Consider the following 21,496-nt stretch of genomic DNA (forward strand, 5'->3'; position numbering starts at 1 on the left):
TGCTTACTACTAACGGGTGTGAAATGGAGAGTTCCCGGGGTATCGGGGTCGGTGCTATAGCTGCTATCAACAGCTATTGTTACAACAAGATCAGTTTGCCTTTTCCAGGTTTATTTTCCGTCGGGAAGGGATCAAGCTACAATTTGGAGAGAGCTTACTTGAATGAAGGATCGAAATTAAGTTTCCTGTTTAAAAAAGGAAACATATAATATACCCGATTTTTCGGGTAGTTCTACTGAAGCTGGATGGGATTAATGCGATTGGTAATATTCATTTAATACGAACTGTACTATTTTTTACGTACACACCAGGTGGTCATGCAACGTGTATTTTGTACGTTAGTAGTTTTTAGCGGCTCATACAATTCTCCCATTTCTGCTGTATAGTTTAACAGCGTTTGTTCATTTACTAAAAAACGTTCAGAGCCATCGGGTAGTAAATAGCGGCCATTGCCTACTGGCTGCACCAATGTTTCCAGCCCGATATCCGATGCCAGCCGCGCAAAGAAGTATCCTCCTGTTTTTAACACCCTGAAGATTGACTGCAACATGGAATCAAAATGCTGCTCATCTTTTGCAAAATGTAATACAGCGCTGCAAATAACCAGGTCAAATGTGCCATCGTTATACGGCAATTTTTCAGCAGGGCATACTGTAAAGTTTTCAAGTGGATTAGCAGGGGCAAGGGCTGCTGATAATTCCTTAACTGCTTGTACGGCCTGTGGATTGGGATCAACGCCAAATACCTCGAAGCCGTTGCGCAGGAAGTAAAACAGGTTTCGCCCGCCACCGCAACCTACGTCCAACACTTTTCGGGCGTTGTCATAACGACCTTTTAACAATTGGTCGAACAAGTAGATGTCAATATTGCCGAAGGTATCCGTGAGGGTATTTTGCATGAGCATTGATTTGCGACAGCAAATTAGTTGAAATGTGGAGATTGTAGCAAAACTGACATAGAAGAAGACGTTACTGCTTTTTAAAGTTTGGGGCAGACATTAAAATGGTCTACTTTTAACGGGTTTAACCATACCTTCTATTTCGACACCAAAGGCGAAAACATACCATGACAAGTCTTGAAATCTACCACCAGGAAGCCATAAAGGCACTTAATTCCGGCCTTCTTAATGAAAAGCAAAAGCAATTTATAGAGCGTATCAAGGATCTCGATAAGCGACAATTAAAAAAGCTCCCGGGTGCAGAGTTCAAATGGCTGAAGGATATTGCCAAGATCCATATCAAAAATGATCAGACAGGGAATCTGCCTGAGGAGGGATCTTAAAAGTGGCCGGCTCGGCCCCCTTGAGTATTTTTGTCCCTTTGTAAACATGATGTTTATCTTTAGAGAATTCATCTCCTATTACAGTAAAGCTATTGGCATCGGCCCCTTTTATTGTTGTATAAATATAAAATACTGCTCTATCGTCTTTTGAATAAGGGTATTCCAGCAAGGTGAACGTGGCTCTGTTACAAGGAACTTCATGTATGCCATTGTACCTGTCATTGTGAAAACCATAATAATAAATACGATTGGTGTCGCTTGCGTAATTACTGCTGAGGATCCTGAAACTATTTACATCGGCATTCTTAACCGGCTTCTTCTCAAAATAAACCTGGTATTTGTCCTTTAAAAACCTTCCTTCTATCACGGAAAGGCTTGCTACATCTTTCACGGCAAATGCTATGCCCTTGTAATAAGCCTGCCTCCCATCTCTTGCATAATCATTCTGTATGGATTCAAAAGATGCCGGCATGGCATTGTCGATGGTCACAATGGTTTGCTTTTTTGTCAGATAATAACTTTGCCCCTCCCTGTATTCGTCGCAGTAATAGGCTTTGTCCTTGTCTTTGGCATAGTGTTCATCCAGTGCTACAAACGTAGCCACATCAGCATACTCAAAGGCCCTCTCCTTATAATAAACGGTGGTATCGTTCTTAGCAAATGACTCATTCAGTACTATAAATCCTTTGCCACCAATTTCTTTACCGTTAAAAGTCACTTTCCCGTCCTTTTGCTTATACCCGGAACTACATCTGGAGAAGGGGATAACACCCAGGATCATCAATATGGTCCTGAAGACCCATCGCATCACTTTAAAACCAATAACTATATTACTATCTTTCATATTTATATGCGTTGATAATGACACAACTTTCGTGTTGCTTTTTAAACTCCAACATTGTTGAAGTACTTACGGGAGGCAAGGTGATCGCTTTTAACTTTTGCAGTCCATTTAATATATCTAAACTACCCTTATAACTGGTGAGTTCCAAGTCCAAAAATTCCAGCGCCGGCAGTTGTCTTAAAATATCAATATTGGTTATCCGGTAGCCGGCGCGTCCGATCGCCATTTCGCTTTCGCCGACGGCCAGCTTTTCTATTTTTTTGAGCCGGGAAATGTCTGGCATCTTGCTACAACCATTCAAGTATAGCTCTTTAAGAGCTGTTAATTTCGATATAACTGCCTCATTTTTTAAATTTCCTCTACAGGAAAGTCTTTCCAGCTTAACCAGGTCCTTCAAAGGCGCCAGGTCTGTTACACCGCTTATACCGCAATCCAGTTGTTTCAAATTGGTCAATCTTTTTATGGGTTCCAGAGAGATCAAAGCCGGAGAGGAACATTGCAACATCTCTAAACTACTTAAATAGCGTAATGGCCCAAGATCCAAATTGTGTGTCCTTACCGGACTATTTACATCAATACCGCAGCTATTAATGATCAATATTTTCAGGTTGGTAAATTTCTTAAGCGGGGTAAGATCACCCGGCCCATTGACCATGTAAATTTTATCCAGGTCTTTCAGGGCCTCCAAATCGATAGTATCGCCAGGGATCATCCATTTCATCCGAAGCGCCCTTGCATAGAAATCGGGGTATCCCAGGCTAAACCGCTGCTTTTCATTCAGCTCATGCAATGATAGATTTATAGGGGAATAATCCGCTTCCCCCTCCGCCTGCATCCTGTTGATGTAATTTTCCTGAAGGGCAAAAAAGTCTACTTGCTGCTTTTGAAATTGTTGATTCACCAACAAAATAGCTTTCCATTCATTGCTCAATCCTTCCCACCACACTTTATCAATAGGAGTTTCGTATGGAACAGCTGATTTGGATTGCGAACGACATGCGAACGGTGGGGCCAATAGCAATATTGTGAGAATGATCAGATAATCTTTAGTTTTAAATATTTCAAATTCCCGTTGCATCAATCCGGCGTTGTATCGATTTGCTTTTGTTTCAACCACGCTACTATCTTATTAAATGCCGGAGGCATAATGATCTGTTTTGTTGCCGCTTCCGCCCGGATATTTTTGATAATGCCGGCAAAGCTACGTCCATCATGAGCTGTATAAGCATAATCTGCTTGTGCATCCTGCAATAAATAATATACCAGGCGCCAGACATCACTCCATGTTGGTGAGGTGCTAGCGGATAAGGCTGCTGCCATTACAGGCGTAATACCATAGTCGTTCCTTACGTTCACGTTGGCGCCACTTTTTATCAATAAGATGGCCATATCATTTTCTTTTTTAGTGGCACCCATAGTTTCAAACAAAAGAGAATTAGCACCTGCAAAACAAGCAGCATTGGGGTCGGCACCTGCGGCAATCAATGCTGCCACCATATGAGGAGCAAGGTATTTAGTAGCTTCTGCCAATGCAGGGGTGGCAGCACAGCCGTTCTCCAACAAGATGTGAATGGCTACATTATTGGCGGCCTCATCAAACGGAAAGCTGGCGGGGTTACTCCGTAAGCGAATGGCAAACTGTAAATAATTTAATCCGGGCCAATCCCACACCCTGACCCCTTGTATATTCAAGTCCTTCCCTTTCACCAATTCCCGCAACAATACGGTATCATTGTTTTCAATGGCCGCTGCAATAGCTACCTGGTCTTTATCTTTATAGTATGTTTCGGCAAAGGTTGACTTTCTTTGAAAGGAAGGCCATTTGTTCGAAATAAAAATGCCCAACCCAATTATAAGCGGCAATGCTGCCAACAACCCGGAAAAGATAAGGGTACCGGTCGATTGACTTAAGCGTAATGGAACAGCAGCCAGCAGGATAATTAACAAACCAAGTCCCGCCAGCACCATTGTCCAGCTGCTTTCCATCCGGTCAACATTTTTACCACTGTTCATCACAAAATAAGCCCCAATAAAAAATAACCAGGCAGCAGTATTAATACCAATCAGCAACCATATTAACTTTATCATTACCGGGAAGTTTACCTTATTACTGTATGGAAACCATCGCACTCCTTACACCCTCTTCAGTAATTAGCTGTAAGCTATACATTCCTTTTGCAGGCAGAACAGGTATGGAAATTCTTATCTGCCTATCGCTTTGATTGGTGTAAGTACATGCCACCTGTTTACCATCCATGGCTATTAACTTTATGCTGGTTATTTTTCCGCCACTGTAATCCACAAATAAGCTATTGCCGGTAACAGGGTTTGGATAAACATTGAAACTTGTCATTTCCTCTACGGTAACCTTCACTAATTTACTCAACGTATACCTGAGATCTTTATCCACCATCTTTAACTGGTAAAAACCTACTCCTTTCAATGGCTTCCTATCTGTGTAACTGTAATCCTGCCTGGCGCCGGAACCTGCCGCAGTGGTTTTATCAAGGTATTGCAGGGGTGCGGATTGACCAGCCCTGTAGAGCTCAAAATGACTGGTATTTATTTCATTATCGGTTGTCCACTTCAATACAACAGTATTGCCTTTTTTGACAGCTGAAAAACTGAGCAATTCCAATGGCAATGTGGTGAGGGTACTGCCAATGGCAAACTGACCAAAAGTTGCCAAACTGTTTCTACGGGCATATTTATCGGCTACCAGTCTGCCTGGCATTCCACTTGCCGGCAATGCACTCCCGGATGGCGCCGCCCAATCAATGGCATTTACAGAAGCTTCTGGCCGGCGAAGGATACCAAAACCGTTATCTGCCAGTTCTGCAAATCCGTTAAAAAACAACTTTAGATCATATTTGCCGCCAGCGGGATTTGCATCAGCTACCAGATGCCATACACCTGTGTTATTGATGGAGGCATAAGCATTGCCACTTTCATTAACATTCAGACCTACATCATTACCGGCCTTGGCTCCAAAACTTGCAGTAACATAAGTCACCCCTGTGATTGGATTGGCTGTCAGGTTATCCATCTCCGCCAAGTTTACTTTTGCAGCATCGCCAACGGGGAATTGGTAATTATCTACTGCAGCAGGCGTGATATAACGGCGCAGGACACCGTTTATCCAGGACTTTGTAAAACCGGTGTTTGTTGCATCAGCCAGCACTGCTGAAGCCGAAGCGTTGTTTACGATGGCTAAAAACGAACCTGTGTTTACCTTTCCGGTTTTCAGATACCATGTGTTGACATTAATATTCGATAATAAGTTCAGGTCCATATTATCCACCTCTACCCTTTCGAACTGGTTAATGCTTTTAAGACTTTGAGCCCCGGGCCCTGTAAATACAAACTTTCCCAATCCGTATTGATAAGCTACGGTGCTATTATCGGTGAGATCAGCAGTGGTATTTGCCTTCCTTTCAATCGTGACGACACCTTCATTTTTGAATGTACTGTTATTGTCCAAAACTATTCCGCCCGCTACCAATAAGCCAACACCATTTTGAACGCTTACAACGGCTCCGCTGGTGACTTTCATCATATCCTGGCCCAGGCAAATCGCCTGTACCCCCAAAAACAATACAACTGAGGCTAAAATTCTATTCATGTAAAACGACATTAAGAATTGACAATAAATGAAAAACGGCCTATGCCCGCAACCTTCCGGCTTCTTCTTGCTGCACTTCCATCATAGCATTTGCCAGGGTTGTATATACTTCCGTCCAGGCTAACCTGACACTATCATTCCATTGGTCACCCAACCCTTTTTCCAGGGTCCATAACAAAGCAGTGCCTACCGCGGCATAATGTTCGTCCTTTACACCGTATTTGGTATGCCGCTGTGCCAGCTTTGCTACTTCATCCATTATTTCATCGAGCTTATCCAATTTGGAGATCACATAGGACAGCATGGTCAATAGTTTTTTTGATTGCTCAGGCAACGGGGTCTTGCTGAACATAGGCTTTACTTCAGGCATCAGTTCGAAAAGGCGATTGTAAAACAATCCGCCTACGGTCTCCATTTCTATTTGAGCAACCAGGGACCAGGTTTGTTTTACCAAGTCAATGTTATTTGTTTTCATATAATTTGTTTTAATGGCTATTGATTAGTGATACACTCTTCATTTTAGCGGCCAGTGTTTCATAAAACTCTTTCCAGGCATTGGCCAATTCGAAATTCCAATACTCGCCCAATCCTTCCTTTAATGTCCATAACAATGCCTCTCCAACCGCCTTATAATGCTCATCCTTTACGCCGTATTTTTGATGCCGCTCGCCAAGTGCTTTTACTTCCAGCAATACATCATCCATGCTTTCATACTTTGAAATAATATAGGACAGCATACAGCCCAGTTTAATGGACTGCTCGGTCATCGATGTATTTTTAAACATCCCTTTTAGTTCTGGTGCTATTTGAAAAAGCCGGATATAAAATGTACCGCAAACAACTTCATAATCTATTTTGGAAATGGAGATCCAACTCTTCCTGACCAATTCAAAATTAGACGTGTTCATAACTGATTTTTCTCATGTGACTTTGTTTTACTCGCCCGTTTCAAAGGGAAGCGAATATTCTTTAATGACGGGTTTTGAACTACGGGTTTTGACTTCAACTTTCACCTTCAGCGGCGCCTCTGTCAGTAAATATATTTTTACATACTGATCTTCATGAACCATCCAGCTATTTGCCTCCAGCAAATAAGCAGTAACGCCTGCTTTATGGGCCTGATACGCCCAACGCTCTACGGCCAATGGTTCAAAATTGATGATATTGCCCATGTAACAAACCTGCACACCGGGCCTGGCTTCGTTTCCCAATTCGGTGCACCCAAGTACGCTGACATTTATAGCGGAACCATCTTCGAGGTCCTTTACGGACCACTCTTCAATAACTGTTTTGATATTTGACATAACTAACAAATGAATTTGTTTTTAATTGTATGTAAGGTTCAGGATACGGCTATTTCTGCTGCATGTTCTCCATGGCAGTTTGCAATTTATCCAGCCTGTCTTTGAGTATTTTGTTTTCCTCTTTCAACTGGTCTATCTGCGTCTGCTGTTCCTGAATGGCCTTGACAGCTATCACCGTAAAATTTTGATAGGCTATTGCTTTAAAGCCATCCTTGCCTTTTGTGGTAACAAAATCAGGGAATATTGTTTCTACTTCATGTGCCATAAAACCATAGGAAAGTATATCATCACTTTTATTATCCAGGTAGTGATAAGTTTTAGCCTGTAATTGCATGATACGCGGAAGTACAGGAGTCATTAGCTTAATATCCTTTTTCATCCTGCTATCAGATGTCATTGTATATGCTCCCGTCACATGATGAATGTATCCCCGGGCAACGCCATTGTAGGTAAAATCAAGATCGCTTGTATTATCTGTAGCAATATCCCAATGATCTGTAGTGTTCATTCTTTCCAACCTGAGTCCGCCACCATTTACCGGGTATGTTTCTTTGTTTTGTTTGATATGCAGATCGGCCAACGGCGCGGTAATGCCGATACCCACCTTAACATTGGCATCAGCATCATTTTCCCCTTTTACAGAACCAAGCACTAAACAATTACTGCAAGCCACTTCTGCCTGAGCTCCTATTGCTGTGGCATTTGTTAAATTATCAGCAGCGACCTTGGTAAGTGCCCCAATGCCTGAATTAAAGCTACCGTTCTCACCAAAAATGAGCGCATATTGCCCAATTCCAGTATTATAAGATCCGGAAATATTGAAAGCCAAAGTAGATTGTCCCACGGCTACATTGTAGCTGCCTGTTTGATTATCGCCAAGCGCATTAAAACCAAAAGCATTGTTATTAAAGCCTGTACTATTAGAATGAAGCGCTTCAAAGCCCTGCGCTGTATTAGCAAAGCCTGTAGTGTTCTGGTACAATGCTTTTGAACCCACTGCAGTATTTCGAATAGCAAGCCCGGGGTTATTCGCACCCCTACCGTTGTTAAATAAAGCGGAATCTCCAATGGCCACCAGGTTGGAGCTCTTTGCATTATACTGCAGGGCGCCTTTCCCTACCGCGACATTAGAGAATCCTGACGTATTTAAGAACAAAGCATACTTGCCCAGCGCCACGTTATTATTGCCCGTTATATTTGAGTTTAAGGAGTAAAAACCAACGGCCACATTCTCAATCCCCGTTGTATTTGCTGACAATGCTGCAAATCCTAATGCAGTATTGTCGGAACCAGCTGTATTGCTATAAAGCGTTGCTACGCCTACAGCCGTATTAGCACCGCCAAGCGTATTTTTACCTAAACTGTTATAACCAATGGCTGTATTTTCTATGCCAGAAGTATTTGAATATAGCGCCTGGTAGCCATTGGCTGTATTGGCCGTACCAATCGTATTTGCATACAAAGTTTTAGAACCAACTGCTGTATTTCCCTCTCCCTGAGTACCCTGGGCGCCACCTCTTCCATTGTTGAATAAAGCAGAATCGCCAATAGCCACCAGATTGGAGGCCTTGGTATTATACTGCAGGGCGCCTTTTCCTACCGCGACATTAGAGAATCCTGCCGTATTTAAGAACAAAGCATACTTACCCAGCGCCACGTTGTTATTACCCGTTATATTTGAATTCAAGGAGTAAAAACCAACGGCCACATTCTCAATCCCCGTTGTATTTGCTGATAATGCTGCAAATCCTAATGCAGTATTGTCGGAACCAGCTGTATTGCTATAAAGCGTTGCTACTCCAACAGCCGTATTAGCACCGCCAAGTGTATTTTTATTTAAGCTATTATAACCAATAGCTGTATTTTCTGCACCTGTCGTGTTACTTGCTAATGCATACACTCCGTAAGCCATATTGGCATTGGTAGCATTCAATTCCCCTGAGGGGATATTATTGACCCGGAATTTTAAAGGAATATTATCGGTGGTACCTATAAAATGGGTGGCGGGTATAGTACCTGCATTACCTGTTGTGGACCAACCAGTCAATGCAACGCCGGAGGCGGCTGCAGCCACCCAGGCAGTACCATTGTAAACGTACAGACCTGGGGTAGCATCCGTTTGATAGACGATCAACCCTGCCTTGGGCGATGGGATCAGTGCTTTTTGCGCTGCGGTCATGCGGGGAGGCAGAAACCCTTTGGTGGTCGTATTCAGTTCCAATAAGGCGGAGGCATCGGGAGTAAGCGTACCAATGCCTACATTCTGCCCAAAGGAAACGCTGTAGCCTGCTACCATCAGTGCAAGGGAAAGTATATTTTTTTTCATCTTAAACATGTTTCTCTCTTTATAATTTCAACAAAGCTATTGATGGCAGGTGTTGAAAAAAGAGGCATGTACTCTAAGGCTGATGAAAATAGTTAGCCGGGGCAGGTAGCGTAGTGAGCGGTAATTGGTAGTTTACTGTTTGGGCATCAATTTTATGAATTCTTCCTTTCTCCTTCTTGCTACATCCAATTCTGTATTATCGGAAAGCAGCACGGTACCTCCATCCCCACGAATGTACTTTTTGACGTGGTTAAGGTTAATAATGGAAGAGTCATGAATACGGAAAAACTGATTGGCCGATAATACTTCTTCAAAATCACCCAGGGTCTTACTGACTACGATCGTTTCCTTATTCAACAGGTGAAACTTAGCATAGCGGCCATTGGCTTCCACCCTCAAAATATCACACATTTTAACAAAGCTAATACCATCCAACCCAGACAAGGCAATCGTTTTATCCAATGGATTCTTATTGCTAAGGTTATTGAATAAGGTCTCAAACTGAAGCTTTGTTCTTTTCTCCACCATCCTCTCCTTGCATTTCTCTATGGCAGCAGTAAGATCTTCTTCATCCACGGGCTTCAATAAATAATCCAGTGCACTGGTACGTATGGCATTGATGGCATACTGGTCATAAGCCGTGGTAAAGATCACTTCAAAATTGATATTACCGATGCTCTTCAGCATATCAAAGCCATTCATTTTAGGCATTTGAATATCCAGGAAAATGAGGTCGGGTTTGTGTTCGGCAATACTAATTATACCGTCGGTCGGATTGCTGCAGGCCGCTATCACTGTAAGGTCTTCTTTATACCGGTCAAGCATTAATCCCAGCAATTCCCGGCTACCGGGTTCGTCTTCAATAATAATAGCTCGTATCATGATTATATCTTAATAAATAGGTATTTCGATCACCACTTTTGTTCCTTTTGCCTCCGCTGCCTCATCCACCAGGTCAATAATAGAAATGCCGGCAGGCGTGTTTTCATTTCTTTTTAATGCCTCCAGCCTTTTCGTCGCTACTTCAATGCCAATAGAATGGTGAGGTTCGCTATTGCTGCTTTTGTAGGATGCCGACTTAGCCCTGCCTACCCCATTGTCTTCAATGGTGATTTCAAGCCATTCCCCATGCAATACAAAATGAATATCTACCATCCCTCCATCTTCCCGGTGCATGATACCATGCAACATGGCATTTTCAACAAAAGGTTGAATGATCATGGAGGGAATCTGGATATCCGCAGCCCTGATGTTTTTATCTACTGTAATATTGTACGTTAATTTTGTCCCAAACCGAAGCTGCTCCAGGTCGAGGTACAATACCAGCAATTGCAGTTCTTTATCTATAGTTACCATACCGGAACGGCTATTGTCTAAAATAGAACGAATTAATTTGGAAAACTTACCCAGGTATTTTTCTGCATTGGCTGGCTCATTGGCTATTATAAATTTCTTTATAGAGTTGAGCGCATTGAAAATAAAGTGGGGGTTCATTTGCCCACGCAAGGCCGCCAGCTGCACTTCTGCCAACCGGTCGTTCACGTGGGCCAGCTGTTCTCTTTGGGAACGCAGACGCTGGTCTGCCTGAATGGATCTTATTTTACTGGCTACCAGGGTAGCAATGGTGGTAAGAACCTGCAGATGCTGCCTTGTAAAGAAGTTCTTTTCATAGTGCTCGCTGTCAATGATGCCAATTATTTGTTCATTGTATTTTATCGGCACACATAGTTCACTAAATCTTTTCATATCATCTACACGATACCGCTGGTCAATAGAAGTATCAGGTATTAATATAGCTTCACCAGATTGGATCACGGCGCCTACTACCCCTTGTCCTGGCAATACATCAAAATGGTTTTTAACCAACTCTTCCAGGGAACCCTTGGGCCCGTAACCAGCTTTTTGGATCATCCTGGTCTTATCATCATTCCATAAATAGATCATGCAATCCACAAACCCCAGTTTACCAATTAGATTTTTGGCAACATCCCACAAAATATCATCTACCTCTGTCTTATTCAGGAGCGACGTGGTGAAAAAGCTACTGATCTGTTCGGATTCAAACTGTGCTTTATAATTCTCTGCGGTAAGCTTCTGCAATTGTGTTTTACCGGCTTCCAGTGTCTTTATGTTCTTTTCCCGCCATTTAATAATGACAAATAAACCAATAATAACAACGGAAGCTACTATCCATATAAACCACCATGTTTTCCAGAATGGAGGAATGATACGGATATTCAAGGTGGTGACATTTTTACTAAAAAGGCCATCCGGATTTGCGCATTTTACTTTAAACCGAAAATTACCTGAAGGCAATTGGTTATAATGCACGGTATGGCTTTCATCAACGGGCACCCAGTTCTTATCAATCCCCTCCAACTGGTAATAATACTTTATCCTATTGGATGCATTAAACTGTAAACTCGCCAATTCTATATGAAAGCTATTCTGCAGATAGGACAAGGAAACAGGATGATTTGTATTGATCAATGAATCGACGAATACATTTTCTCCAAAAACCTTAAATCCTGTAATCGTTACATCGACAGGCGCTTTTGCCGCTGTAATCTTTGCCGGATCGAAAACTAAAAACCCTTTTTCTGCCCCGATCATCAACCGCCCATCCTTCAACTTGAAGAAAGAGTGATTAAACCTGTCATTTACAATCCCATCATTGGCATCGTAATTGGTAATGCTAAGGGTTTGCATGTTTATTTTACTCAACCCTCCCGCAAATGCAGCCCACAGATCTCTGTTATCATCCAGTATGATCGATTGAACGAGATTATTCGGCAGTCCATCTTTACTCAGTAAAGCGGAAAACGTTTTCTTTTTTTTATCGAAGAAATTAATGCCTCCGTTGGTCGCAATAATTAAAGTATCCTGATTATACTCAAGCAGGCCGATAATATTGTTATCGCTGATGGATTGCCTGTTCTTCTCATCCAGCATATAGGCTTCTGTAAATTTTTCCGACTTTTTATCAAACAATTGTAAGCCATGATGTAAAGTACCAACCCATATTTTCTCCTTGTCGAAGAGCAGGCACATTACTCTTCTTTTTGAACCTGGCTCTACTTTGTAAAAACCATCGAACAGGCTTATCTTCCTGGTACTGCCATCAATTTTGATAAGACCTTTTCGATTGTGGGCGAGCCATATATTGTTTTCAGCATCCTGTTTTATCTGGTTTATGGAACCGAATAGCAAGCTGTCTTTTAAGATGGTAACCTTGTTGTTCTTTGTGTTGAGCTGCAAAATATGTCCTGCCTGGTTAGGCGCCCATATAATCCCCTCCTTATCCTGGAAAATACCCCATAACTGGTTGGCATCGGCATTGTAATCACTTTTCCCTTTCCACAAAAAATGCCGCTTCACATGCATGTACTGATCGAATTGGGTAATACCTCCGTTTACATAATAATTACTGCAATAAATATCCCCGTTACTGGTTTGCAAAAAGTCAGACACTTCAGATTGGGGTACCAGGGCAGAAGGATTATTGAGCCCGTAAGTAATAAAAGGCGGTTTTTGTAAATTAAATACATTGACACCTGCATCCGTCGCTATCCAGATATTCTTTTCTTTGTCTTCTGTCAGTACAATGCTACCAAAGGCGTTGGGCTGCACATGCAAGTGCCCGGATGTTTGATTGGAAGCGTTTATGACAGTAAAGCTATCAGCCACAGGATCGTAGATGGCCAATCCCCGGGAAAGCAAAGGCAGCAAAAGCAGGCCATTGCTACAACGGAAGAGTCCACCAAGAAATTCCTTCTGCCGGGGCAACCCCTTCCTATGATCCTGGCCTACCCTTGTAAAGGAATAAGTCTTTATCTTGTACCCTGCCGCTGAGTATCTGTAGATATAGTGATCATACCCGGTACTTATCCATATATTATTGCTATCATCGAAAGTTATATGACTTACTGCGTCTTTACTATTGAAAATGGGCAGCTGTTCAGCATTATGATCCGCATCGATCAAGGTATTGGTATGAACGATCAATTGCTTAATACCTTTGGTGGTTGCAAACCAAAGGTTGCCCTTTTTATCCAATGAAATAGTACTCGGGGCGGCATTGGGGGCCATATTCAGCCATGTATTCATTGACTGAAACTGCTGGCTCCCTTCATCAAATCTATAATAGCCATCGTGAGCGGATAGCCAGATCCGGCCCTGCATATCTTCTAAAAACTGCCAGACGCCGTTGATCTTTTTACCCCCTGCAGGCAGATGTAAATTAAAATTGTATACTATTCCGGTACTCCGGTTTAACACACATGGCCCGGCAATGGATGATCCGATCCACAACCGGTGCTTACTATCTTCGAAAATAGTGCTGATCCAATCACTTTGCATAGCATTGGGATCACGCACATCTGACAGGTAAGTAATAAAGCGCTTACCATCATATCGCTGCAACCCTGTCTGCGTTCCAAACCACATATAGCCTTTGCTGTCCTGTATAACAGCGGAGACCTGATTACTTACCAATCCATTGGTGGTGGTAATATGCTTAAACAGGTAATCGGAGTTTTGTGCTAAAACCCCGTTGGCATAGAGCGCAAAAAAGAATACCAAGGCAGGAACGCCAACTCTTCTGGGGGTATTATTATGTGTAAATGAATACATTACAGGCGAAAAGATACCACTAATACATAGAACGCATGGTAGTATTGCCTCAATTTGTAGTAAATGGCGGAATTATTCGTGTAACATGCGCACCTGAGGTAGTAAACGGCATTACAGTTGCCTTTTTTCATCTTTGATAGTATAATATTCACAACTCTGATTAATTTTAAGTCTCCTTATTCCTACAAACGACTCCCCTGATAATAATATTAAAGTATTGGAGAATAGCGACTTACAAAGCGATAGATTGATTTTTCAGCGCATTGCCCAAGGCGATGCGCAGGCATTTGCTACGTTTTACGAAGCGTATGCGGTTAAATTGGCGCTCTATATTTCCCGTTTTCTGGGTTCTGATCTCTGGGCAGAAGAATTGGTGCAGGATACCTTTCTGAAACTATGGTCTATCCGGGAAACGATCGGAGAGATCGAATACCCGGCAGGATTTGTGTACCGCATGATCGCCAACCGGGCCAAAGATCATCTCAAACGCCAGGAACATGAGATCAAACTGCAGCAACATATGGCCCGCTATTTAGAGCAGGCAAATACCAATACCACACAGGAGCAGGTAGATTATCAAATGAGCGAAAAGCTGTTCCGCACAGCCGTAGAGCAGTTGCCGGCGCAGCGGGCACTGGTGTACAGGATGCGCCATGAACAGGGACTGAGTTATGAAGAGATTGCCGGTGAGCTGGGCCTTTCCCGCCATACAGTCCGCAACCAGCTCAACCTCGCATTACAAAATATCCGCACTTATTTATTGGACCATGGAGATATCACCGGCCTGCTGGTGCTATGTTTAATTTTAAATAATTCTTAAATCTTTTGGTACTTCCCTCCTTCCCGATCGTCTATTATCACAGGAGGTTGTACCGACCCCTCTTTATCTATGGCTGCAAATAGTCAACATATCATTGCATTATTGGAAAAATATGCCAGCGGCCAGGCCAGTTCCGGCGAGGTAGACCAGCTGTTTACCCTGTTGCGGGCGGGCAACCACGATGAAGAAGTGGTTTCTTATATAGAGCACCATCTGAAAACATTTGAACCTTCTACTGCAGATGATATTGCCTTCTGGAAAAGCCGGCTGGAAGGAGGCGCACAGAAAATTACCGGCGCTGCGGGGATGGAAACCGGCAATGCTGTAGTTGATCTGCCAACTGGCATACCTGTCGTTCACCGGGTACATTTCCTGCGCAGGTGGGGCTGGGCAGCGGCTTCTATTATCCTGCTGCTGGGAGCAGGGGCTTATCTATGGATTCGCTCTGCCAAAGAGGAAACAAGGTCTAGCCCTACCCTTGCTCAAAACACGCATATTCCCCCGGGAAAAAGCGGCGCGGTGCTTACATTGGCCGACGGTTCGCAGGTAGTATTGGACAGCCTGGGCAATGGTGTAGTAGCGGACCAAACAGGCACACAGGTAATATTACAGGACGGCAAGCTGGCCTATAAACCTGTGCAGCATAACGATTCGGAATTGACATACAACACCATGACCACACCCCATGGACGCCAGTTCCAGTTAACCTTACCCGACGGTACGGGTGTTTGGCTCAATGCAGGGAGTTCGATCAAATACCCTACCCGCTTTGCCGGCAATGAACGACGGGTAGCTATAACAGGAGAAGTCTATTTTGAAGTAGCGCACAATGCCAATATGCCCTTCAAAGTGAGTGTGAATGGAAAAGCTGCTATAGAAGTATTGGGTACGCACTTCAATGTGAATGCTTATGATAATGAAGAGGCCATCAATACTACCTTATTAAAAGGCAGTGTACGTGTCATTAACCCGGATCAAAATATGGTGGTATTGAAACCCGGCCAGCAGGCACAGATACCACTTGCCCCAAAACCTGTTTCCTCAAAAACACAAGCAATCATCAAGGTGATCAACAATGCCGATATTGACAAGATCATGGCCTGGAAAAACGGGTTGTTCAACTTTGAAGGGGCATCACTGGCCGAGGTGATGCGCCAGGTAGAACGCTGGTACAATATCGACATCACCTATGAAAAAGGCATACCGGATATTTCCTTTGAAGGTAAGATGACCAAAGATGTTCCTTTGAAAGACTTACTGGTAATGCTCGAAAGATCTGATATTCATTTTCGCATTGACAACAGGAAGCTGATCGTTCTTCCCTAAAAATATAACCCTAACCTATCCTATCTTAATCTAACCTATCCTGGTCTAACAAATACCCTTGTCATTATGAGTCGACACTATGGCCTGTGTACCCACACACAGCCAATAGGGGATCGTATTGCCTTGATATAATACCAATGAATGACCCAGGTGCAGTTGTAGTACCGCCCTGCTTACATAATGGATATACCTGATAAAAACAAACCGGAAGTGTTTGCTCCACCTCCGGCGATGTTCAGGTCGATCCAAATGAGTGTGTATTATCATTTTTTAACAACCAAAACTGTTCACAATTTATGCAAAAAATTGCTGATTGTGGCCTGTCCTTTCAGGCTGCGGCCAACGGCCAGCCAGCTTATGCACCCTCCGGGGGTCCTAAGCGCAGAGGACGCCACAACGTCACGAAAATTCTGCGGATTATGAGATTGACTGTCTTTTTACTAACAACTGTTTTGGTGCATGCCCATGCTACGGGGTTGTCCCAAAGCGTAACGATCTCCGGCAAAGAACTTACTTTAAAACAGGTATTTGCTGCCATCGAAAAGCAAACCGGCTATGTTGTCTTCAGCAAGAAGGGAACGCTTTTGGAAACGAAGCCGGTAACTTTTGCCGTACAGGATATGCCTTTGCGCGATTTCCTGAACATTGTATTGAAAGGCCAGCCATTGCAATACGTTATTTCGGGCAAGACGATCCATCTTTCCCGTCAAGCAGCTATTCCGGCACCCTTAAGTGATGAGCCGCCTGCTCTTCCCGTTGAGCAGGCACAGCTCATCACAGGCCGTGTAACGGATAGTACCGGCGTTCCCCTGTCGGGAGCAACCATCACTATCAAAGGCAAAAAAGCAGTAACGGCAGATGCAACCGGCGCCTTCTCCATTGAAGCGGAGCCGGGTGATGTACTGGTGGCCAGCTTTGTAGGATACGCTCCTTCCTCCTTTAGGGTGAAAAAGGATACAAAGGTGGTTACCTTCTCACTGAAACATGCTGTTGCCATCATAGATGAAATAGTAGTGACAGGTATCTTTAACAAGCCCAAAGAAAGTTATACAGGTGCTACGCGCGTGATATCGGAAAAGGAAATAAAGGAATTCCAGGGACGTAATATCTTCGTTACCCTCGGTAATATCGACCCTTCTTTCTATGTAGTGACCAATAACGCGGCCGGTTCTAACCCGAACAGGATACCTGAGATACAGCTTCGTGGTAACAGGAACCTGCCCAATATCGACCAGTTCCAGGCAGGATCCAATACGGGCGACCTGGCCATCCGCGATCAGCAATTCCAGTACCAGTCGGCTGCTTTAAATGCGCCCCTGGTCATTATGGATGGGTTCCCTATCACGCTGCAACGCATGATGGACCTTAACATCAATGAGATCCAAAATGTGACGTTGCTGAAAGACGGTTCTGCAACGGCCTTATATGGTTCACAAGGAGCCAATGGTGTTATTGTGATCACCACCAAGCAACCCCAGGCCGGCAAGCTGAGGCTTACTTACAGGGGTGGCGTGAACCTCAACCTGCCCGATCTGAGCAGCTATCATTTGTTGAATGCCCGTGATAAACTGGCTTTGGAAAAGGTTTCCGGCTTTTTTGCAAACCCTACAAAATATCCCAACCAGGTGCTGGCGATAGAAAAATATTACAATGAGGTGTTGGGCCTGGTGGAAGGAGGATTGAATACCGACTGGCTGCATAAACCATTACAAACACAGACCGATCAGAACCATTCGCTGCGGCTGGAAGGGGGCGATGCTGCTTTTCGCTACTCACTGGAAGGACAGTTCAACAAGATCAATGGTGTAATGAAAGGGTCGGGCCGTGAAACAGTGAATGGTACGGCTACTATTTCTTATCGCCTCAATAAGTTGAACTTTACCAATAACCTGCGCATCGGTAGCACCAAAAGTGAAGAAAGCCCCTGGGGTTCTTTTGCTGATTATGCAAAGCTGAACCCTTACTGGAGCCCTTATGATGAGAAAGGGAATATCGTTCAAACTTTTAAACCCTACAGCTACGATTACTGGGAGCAAGCTCAAAAAGGCGCGCGGCCTTATGCCAACCCCATGTACGATGCGACGTTGAATACTTTCAATAAGAGCGCCTATACCAACATCAATGAGAATTTCCTGATCGAATACAGACCCGTGAAGCACCTCACGTTCAACGGTGGGCTCAGCATCAACACTACGCAGAGTACGGGCGATAATTTTAAACCAGCCTCCCACTCTGCTTTCTCTCAATATGCTGCCGCAGATATTTTCCGGAAAGGAAGTTATATCTACAGCACCGGAAAGGAATACAACTTTAGCGGTCGTTTAGCTGCTAACTATTACAACCTGTTTGCAGGCGTCCACGGATTGACCATCGGCGTTAGCGGAGAGATCAATGAAGCCAAATTCACCAATTATTCGATCGCTGCAGAAGGCTTCCCCGATGAAACGGTCGACTTCCTGGGCAGGGCGCTTCAATACCAGCAGGGTGGCGCTCCCGCCGGAAGCGAATCTACTACCCGCCGGGTTGGTGTAGTGGGTACGGCCAACTATGTATACGACAACCGTTATTTTGCTGATCTTACCTATCGCACAGATGGCGCCTCCCAATTTGGCAGCAACAAACGCTTTGCTCCTTTCTATTCATTAGGAGCCGGTTGGAACATCCACAACGAAGCATTTTTTAAACAATATACCTATATCAATCGCCTCAAGTTGCGCGGATCCTATGGCATTACCGGTAACCAGTCATTTTCGGCCTACCAGCCGCTGGCAACCTATGCTTATTTGATCGGCAACAGCTACAAGAACTGGGTTGGTGCTACCCAGTCAACACTTGGTAATCCGGACCTTCAATGGCAGCAAACCAATAAGATAGATATTGGCCTGGAGGCCGGCTTTCTCAATGACCGTATATTCATCCAGGCCGATTATTACAAAGAAAATACCGATAACCTCCTTTCTTCCATCGAGCTTCCCTACTCCAATGGCTTTACCAGTTATGTAGAAAATATCGGTAAGCTGGAGCAGCGCGGCTGGGAACTGATGGCGCGCGTGACCATCCTGCGCAACGACCGTCACCGCTTTATGTGGTCGGTGACCGGCAATATTGCGCATAACGAAGACAAGATCGTGCAACTGTCGGAAGCACTGAAAGCTGCCAATGAAAAGCTGGCGCTGCAATATGATTATACTGTCAATACGCCTAATAAGATCATCCGCGTGGGTGCTTCGCAGAACACTATCTATGCGGTGCCTTCATTAGGCATCGATCCCAGCACCGGAAAGGAATTATTCCTCAACAGGTTTGGAGAAGTGACCTATACGTGGAATGCGGCCGACCGTGTTAATGTAGGTCTATCGCAACCAAAATACCGGGGTAATTTCAGCACCCTTTTCCGCTACGAAGGGTTTACGCTCAATGCTTCCTTCGGCTACCGGTTTGGCGGACAGCTCTATAATGAAACACTGATCAATAAAATAGAGGAGGCCGACAAATGGCTGAATGTGGATTCCCGCGTGTATACAGACCGCTGGCAAAAGCCGGGCGATAAGGTCGCTTTCCGTGGTCTGAATGATTTTTCGCCCGTAAATCCTTCTTCCCGCTTTGTACAGGATGAGCGTACGTTCACTTGTCAAAACGTGAGCCTGACCTATGACGTTACCAACCGGGCGCTGTTGCGTAACCTTGGCATGAGAGCCCTGAACCTGTCCGTCAATACGGGCGAACTGTTCTATCTCTCTTCTGTACGCCAGGAACGCGGTCTCGACTATCCATTCACCCGCCAGGTAAGTTTCAACCTGTTTGCAACCTTTTAATTTGAATGCACATGAAAAAGATCAGTTTAACCATATTCATATCAGGTACGCTGCTGTTTACAGGCTGTAAAAAATGGCTCGATGTAAAACCTGAAGGCCAGACCACCAAAGACGAAATGTTCCAAACCCAGAAGGGCTTTCGCGATGCGCTTACAGGTGCTTACATCGATCTGAAAAGTGATGACGCTTATGGCCGGTCGATGACGTGGAGCACTATTGAATACCTGGCACGCAACTGGGATAATACGGGCAACTACGCCGATATCAACAGCCTGGTGAATGCCACGTATACTGACGCCAGCGTAAAAAGCATGATCGAGAAGATCTATGCCAAAGAGTACAAGGTAATAGCCGATGTAAACAGCATCCTGGAAAAGATCGACGCAAAGAAAGATATCTTCCAGGAGGATAATTACTCCTTGATAAAAGGGGAAGCGCTTACTTTACGTGCTTTTGCCCATTTCGACATACTGCGCCTTTTCGGCACTATGCCCGATAACCCCGGTACCAGCCCGATATTACCCTATGCGAAAGCAGTATCAAAGGATATCATTGTCCTGTTGCCCTATGATGAGTTTGCGAAGCAGGTGCTGGCAGATCTGGACGCAGCGGAAGCGCTGCTGAAAGATGTAGATCCCATCAGGCTGTATTCGTTGCTGGAATTGAATCCGGTACTCAATAGTTCCGCTATACCACCCGTTTCGGATGATTATTATATGTACCGCCAGATACGGATGAACTACTATGCAGTGCTGGCGCTCAAGGCGCGTGTATATAACTGGCTGGCCCCACGTGACGCCTCTAACCGCGCGAATGCGGCCAAATATGCACAGTTGGTGATCGACGCCAAAGACCATTTCGGTCAACCTGTTTTCAGACTTGGGGGATTGAGCGATGTGCAGGCGGGTAATCCTTCCTTTCCCTCAGAGCATATCGCTGCTGTAAATATTTATAATATGAAAACTGTGGCTGAGGCTGTACTTGGTGAACCTGGTCTACTGGCCCGGTCGGATTTCAATTATCAGGATGGGTATTACTACCTCAACAACCTGTTTCCGGTAGCAGAAAGAGTGGCAGATGCCCGGTGGGTAAATATGTGGGCATACAAAACGAGCACGGGCCAAACCAGTTACGTGAGGCTCAAGAAGTTTGCTCAGAAAGACCTAGACGCTACCAACCAGATACCGCTCTTGCGTCTGAGCGAAATGTACCTGATATTAACAGAGTGCGCGCAAAACAAAGCCGATGCAGAAGGCTACTATAGCTTCTATTGCAGTAAGAAAGGTATTCCTTTCACGGCTGGCTTTAGTGCCGCGGGGTGGGAAGCCGACCGGAAGAACAAAATGATACGGGAATATGTACGTGAGTTCTATGCAGAAGGACAAACCTTCTTTACGTACAAGCGCTACAATGTAGCCACCTTACCCGCCAGCTGGACGGCAGCCTATTATACTGCTACAGTAGCGAGGTACATCGTGCCCAAACCTGATCGTGAATACAATTATCTTAACAAGTGATCACTCTAC

At 44.3% G+C, this 21,496-nt stretch carries 15 protein-coding genes; 4 read left to right on the forward strand and 11 right to left on the reverse strand.

Going from position 1 to position 21,496, the window contains the following annotated elements; all coding sequences use genetic code 11:
• Positions 1-289: 289 nt before the first annotated feature.
• The 11 genes from D3H65_RS11940 to D3H65_RS11995 form a co-directional block, all read right to left on the reverse strand.
• Entirely contained in the window at positions 290-898 is a 609-nt protein-coding gene (locus D3H65_RS11940; protein WP_119054485.1) for a class I SAM-dependent methyltransferase, read from the reverse strand.
• Positions 899-1,237: 339 nt separating this feature from the next.
• Positions 1,238-2,125, reverse strand: coding sequence for a DKNYY domain-containing protein (locus D3H65_RS11950; protein WP_119050534.1), 888 nt, complete (start codon positions 2,123-2,125; stop codon positions 1,238-1,240).
• Positions 2,115-3,242 carry a leucine-rich repeat domain-containing protein gene (locus tag D3H65_RS11955; RefSeq protein WP_162915577.1) on the reverse strand — a complete coding sequence of 376 codons (1,128 nt, stop codon included), beginning with the start codon at positions 3,240-3,242 and terminating at the stop codon, positions 2,115-2,117. Before D3H65_RS11955 ends, D3H65_RS11950 begins: the two co-directional genes overlap by 11 nt.
• A complete protein-coding gene (locus D3H65_RS11960) occupies positions 3,203-4,213 on the reverse strand; it encodes an ankyrin repeat domain-containing protein (protein ID WP_119050536.1) in 1,011 nt (336 codons plus the stop codon). The genes D3H65_RS11955 and D3H65_RS11960 overlap by 40 nt, the downstream gene beginning before the upstream one ends.
• A 19-nt stretch (positions 4,214-4,232) precedes the next feature.
• Positions 4,233-5,747, reverse strand: a complete 1,515-nt coding sequence (locus tag D3H65_RS11965) for a T9SS type A sorting domain-containing protein (RefSeq protein ID WP_162915578.1) — start codon at positions 5,745-5,747, stop codon at positions 4,233-4,235.
• Between the two features lie 40 nt (positions 5,748-5,787).
• The gene (locus D3H65_RS11970) at positions 5,788-6,222 is read right to left on the reverse strand and encodes a globin family protein (protein WP_119050538.1); all 435 of its coding nucleotides are present in this window, start codon (positions 6,220-6,222) and stop codon (positions 5,788-5,790) included.
• A gap of 10 nt (positions 6,223-6,232) precedes the next feature.
• On the reverse strand, positions 6,233-6,655 hold the full coding sequence (locus tag D3H65_RS11975; protein ID WP_119050539.1) for a globin domain-containing protein: 423 nt from the start codon (positions 6,653-6,655) through the stop codon (positions 6,233-6,235).
• A 27-nt stretch (positions 6,656-6,682) separates the two neighbouring features.
• Entirely contained in the window at positions 6,683-7,051 is a 369-nt protein-coding gene (locus D3H65_RS11980) for a hypothetical protein (protein ID WP_119050540.1), read from the reverse strand.
• Positions 7,052-7,100: 49 nt separating this feature from the next.
• Positions 7,101-9,125 carry a tail fiber domain-containing protein gene (locus D3H65_RS11985; protein WP_162915579.1) on the reverse strand — a complete coding sequence of 675 codons (2,025 nt, stop codon included), beginning with the start codon at positions 9,123-9,125 and terminating at the stop codon, positions 7,101-7,103.
• A gap of 384 nt (positions 9,126-9,509) precedes the next feature.
• Positions 9,510-10,259, reverse strand: coding sequence for a LytR/AlgR family response regulator transcription factor (locus D3H65_RS11990; protein WP_119050542.1), 750 nt, complete (start codon positions 10,257-10,259; stop codon positions 9,510-9,512).
• Between the two features lie 9 nt (positions 10,260-10,268).
• A complete protein-coding gene (locus tag D3H65_RS11995) occupies positions 10,269-14,009 on the reverse strand; it encodes a two-component regulator propeller domain-containing protein (protein WP_119050543.1) in 3,741 nt (1,246 codons plus the stop codon).
• Positions 14,010-14,226: 217 nt separating this feature from the next.
• Between D3H65_RS11995 and D3H65_RS12000 the strand changes: the two genes are divergently transcribed.
• The 4 genes from D3H65_RS12000 to D3H65_RS12015 all read left to right on the forward strand — a co-directional run bounded on the left by D3H65_RS12000 (position 14,227) and on the right by D3H65_RS12015 (position 21,487).
• A complete protein-coding gene (locus tag D3H65_RS12000; protein ID WP_162915580.1) occupies positions 14,227-14,829 on the forward strand; it encodes an RNA polymerase sigma factor in 603 nt (200 codons plus the stop codon).
• Positions 14,830-14,898: 69 nt separating this feature from the next.
• The gene (locus D3H65_RS12005) at positions 14,899-16,155 is read left to right on the forward strand and encodes a FecR family protein (RefSeq protein WP_119050545.1); all 1,257 of its coding nucleotides are present in this window, start codon (positions 14,899-14,901) and stop codon (positions 16,153-16,155) included.
• Positions 16,156-16,574: 419 nt separating this feature from the next.
• Complete coding sequence (locus D3H65_RS12010) at positions 16,575-19,970, forward strand: SusC/RagA family TonB-linked outer membrane protein (protein ID WP_245999731.1); 3,396 nt, start codon at positions 16,575-16,577, stop codon at positions 19,968-19,970.
• A gap of 11 nt (positions 19,971-19,981) precedes the next feature.
• Positions 19,982-21,487 (forward strand): RagB/SusD family nutrient uptake outer membrane protein, encoded by a 1,506-nt coding sequence (locus D3H65_RS12015; RefSeq protein WP_119050547.1) that lies wholly within the window; start codon positions 19,982-19,984, stop codon positions 21,485-21,487.
• The last annotated feature ends 9 nt before the right edge of the window (positions 21,488-21,496 follow it).

The sequence above is a fragment of the Paraflavitalea soli genome (assembly GCF_003555545.1).
GTDB lineage: Bacteria > Bacteroidota > Bacteroidia > Chitinophagales > Chitinophagaceae > Paraflavitalea > Paraflavitalea soli.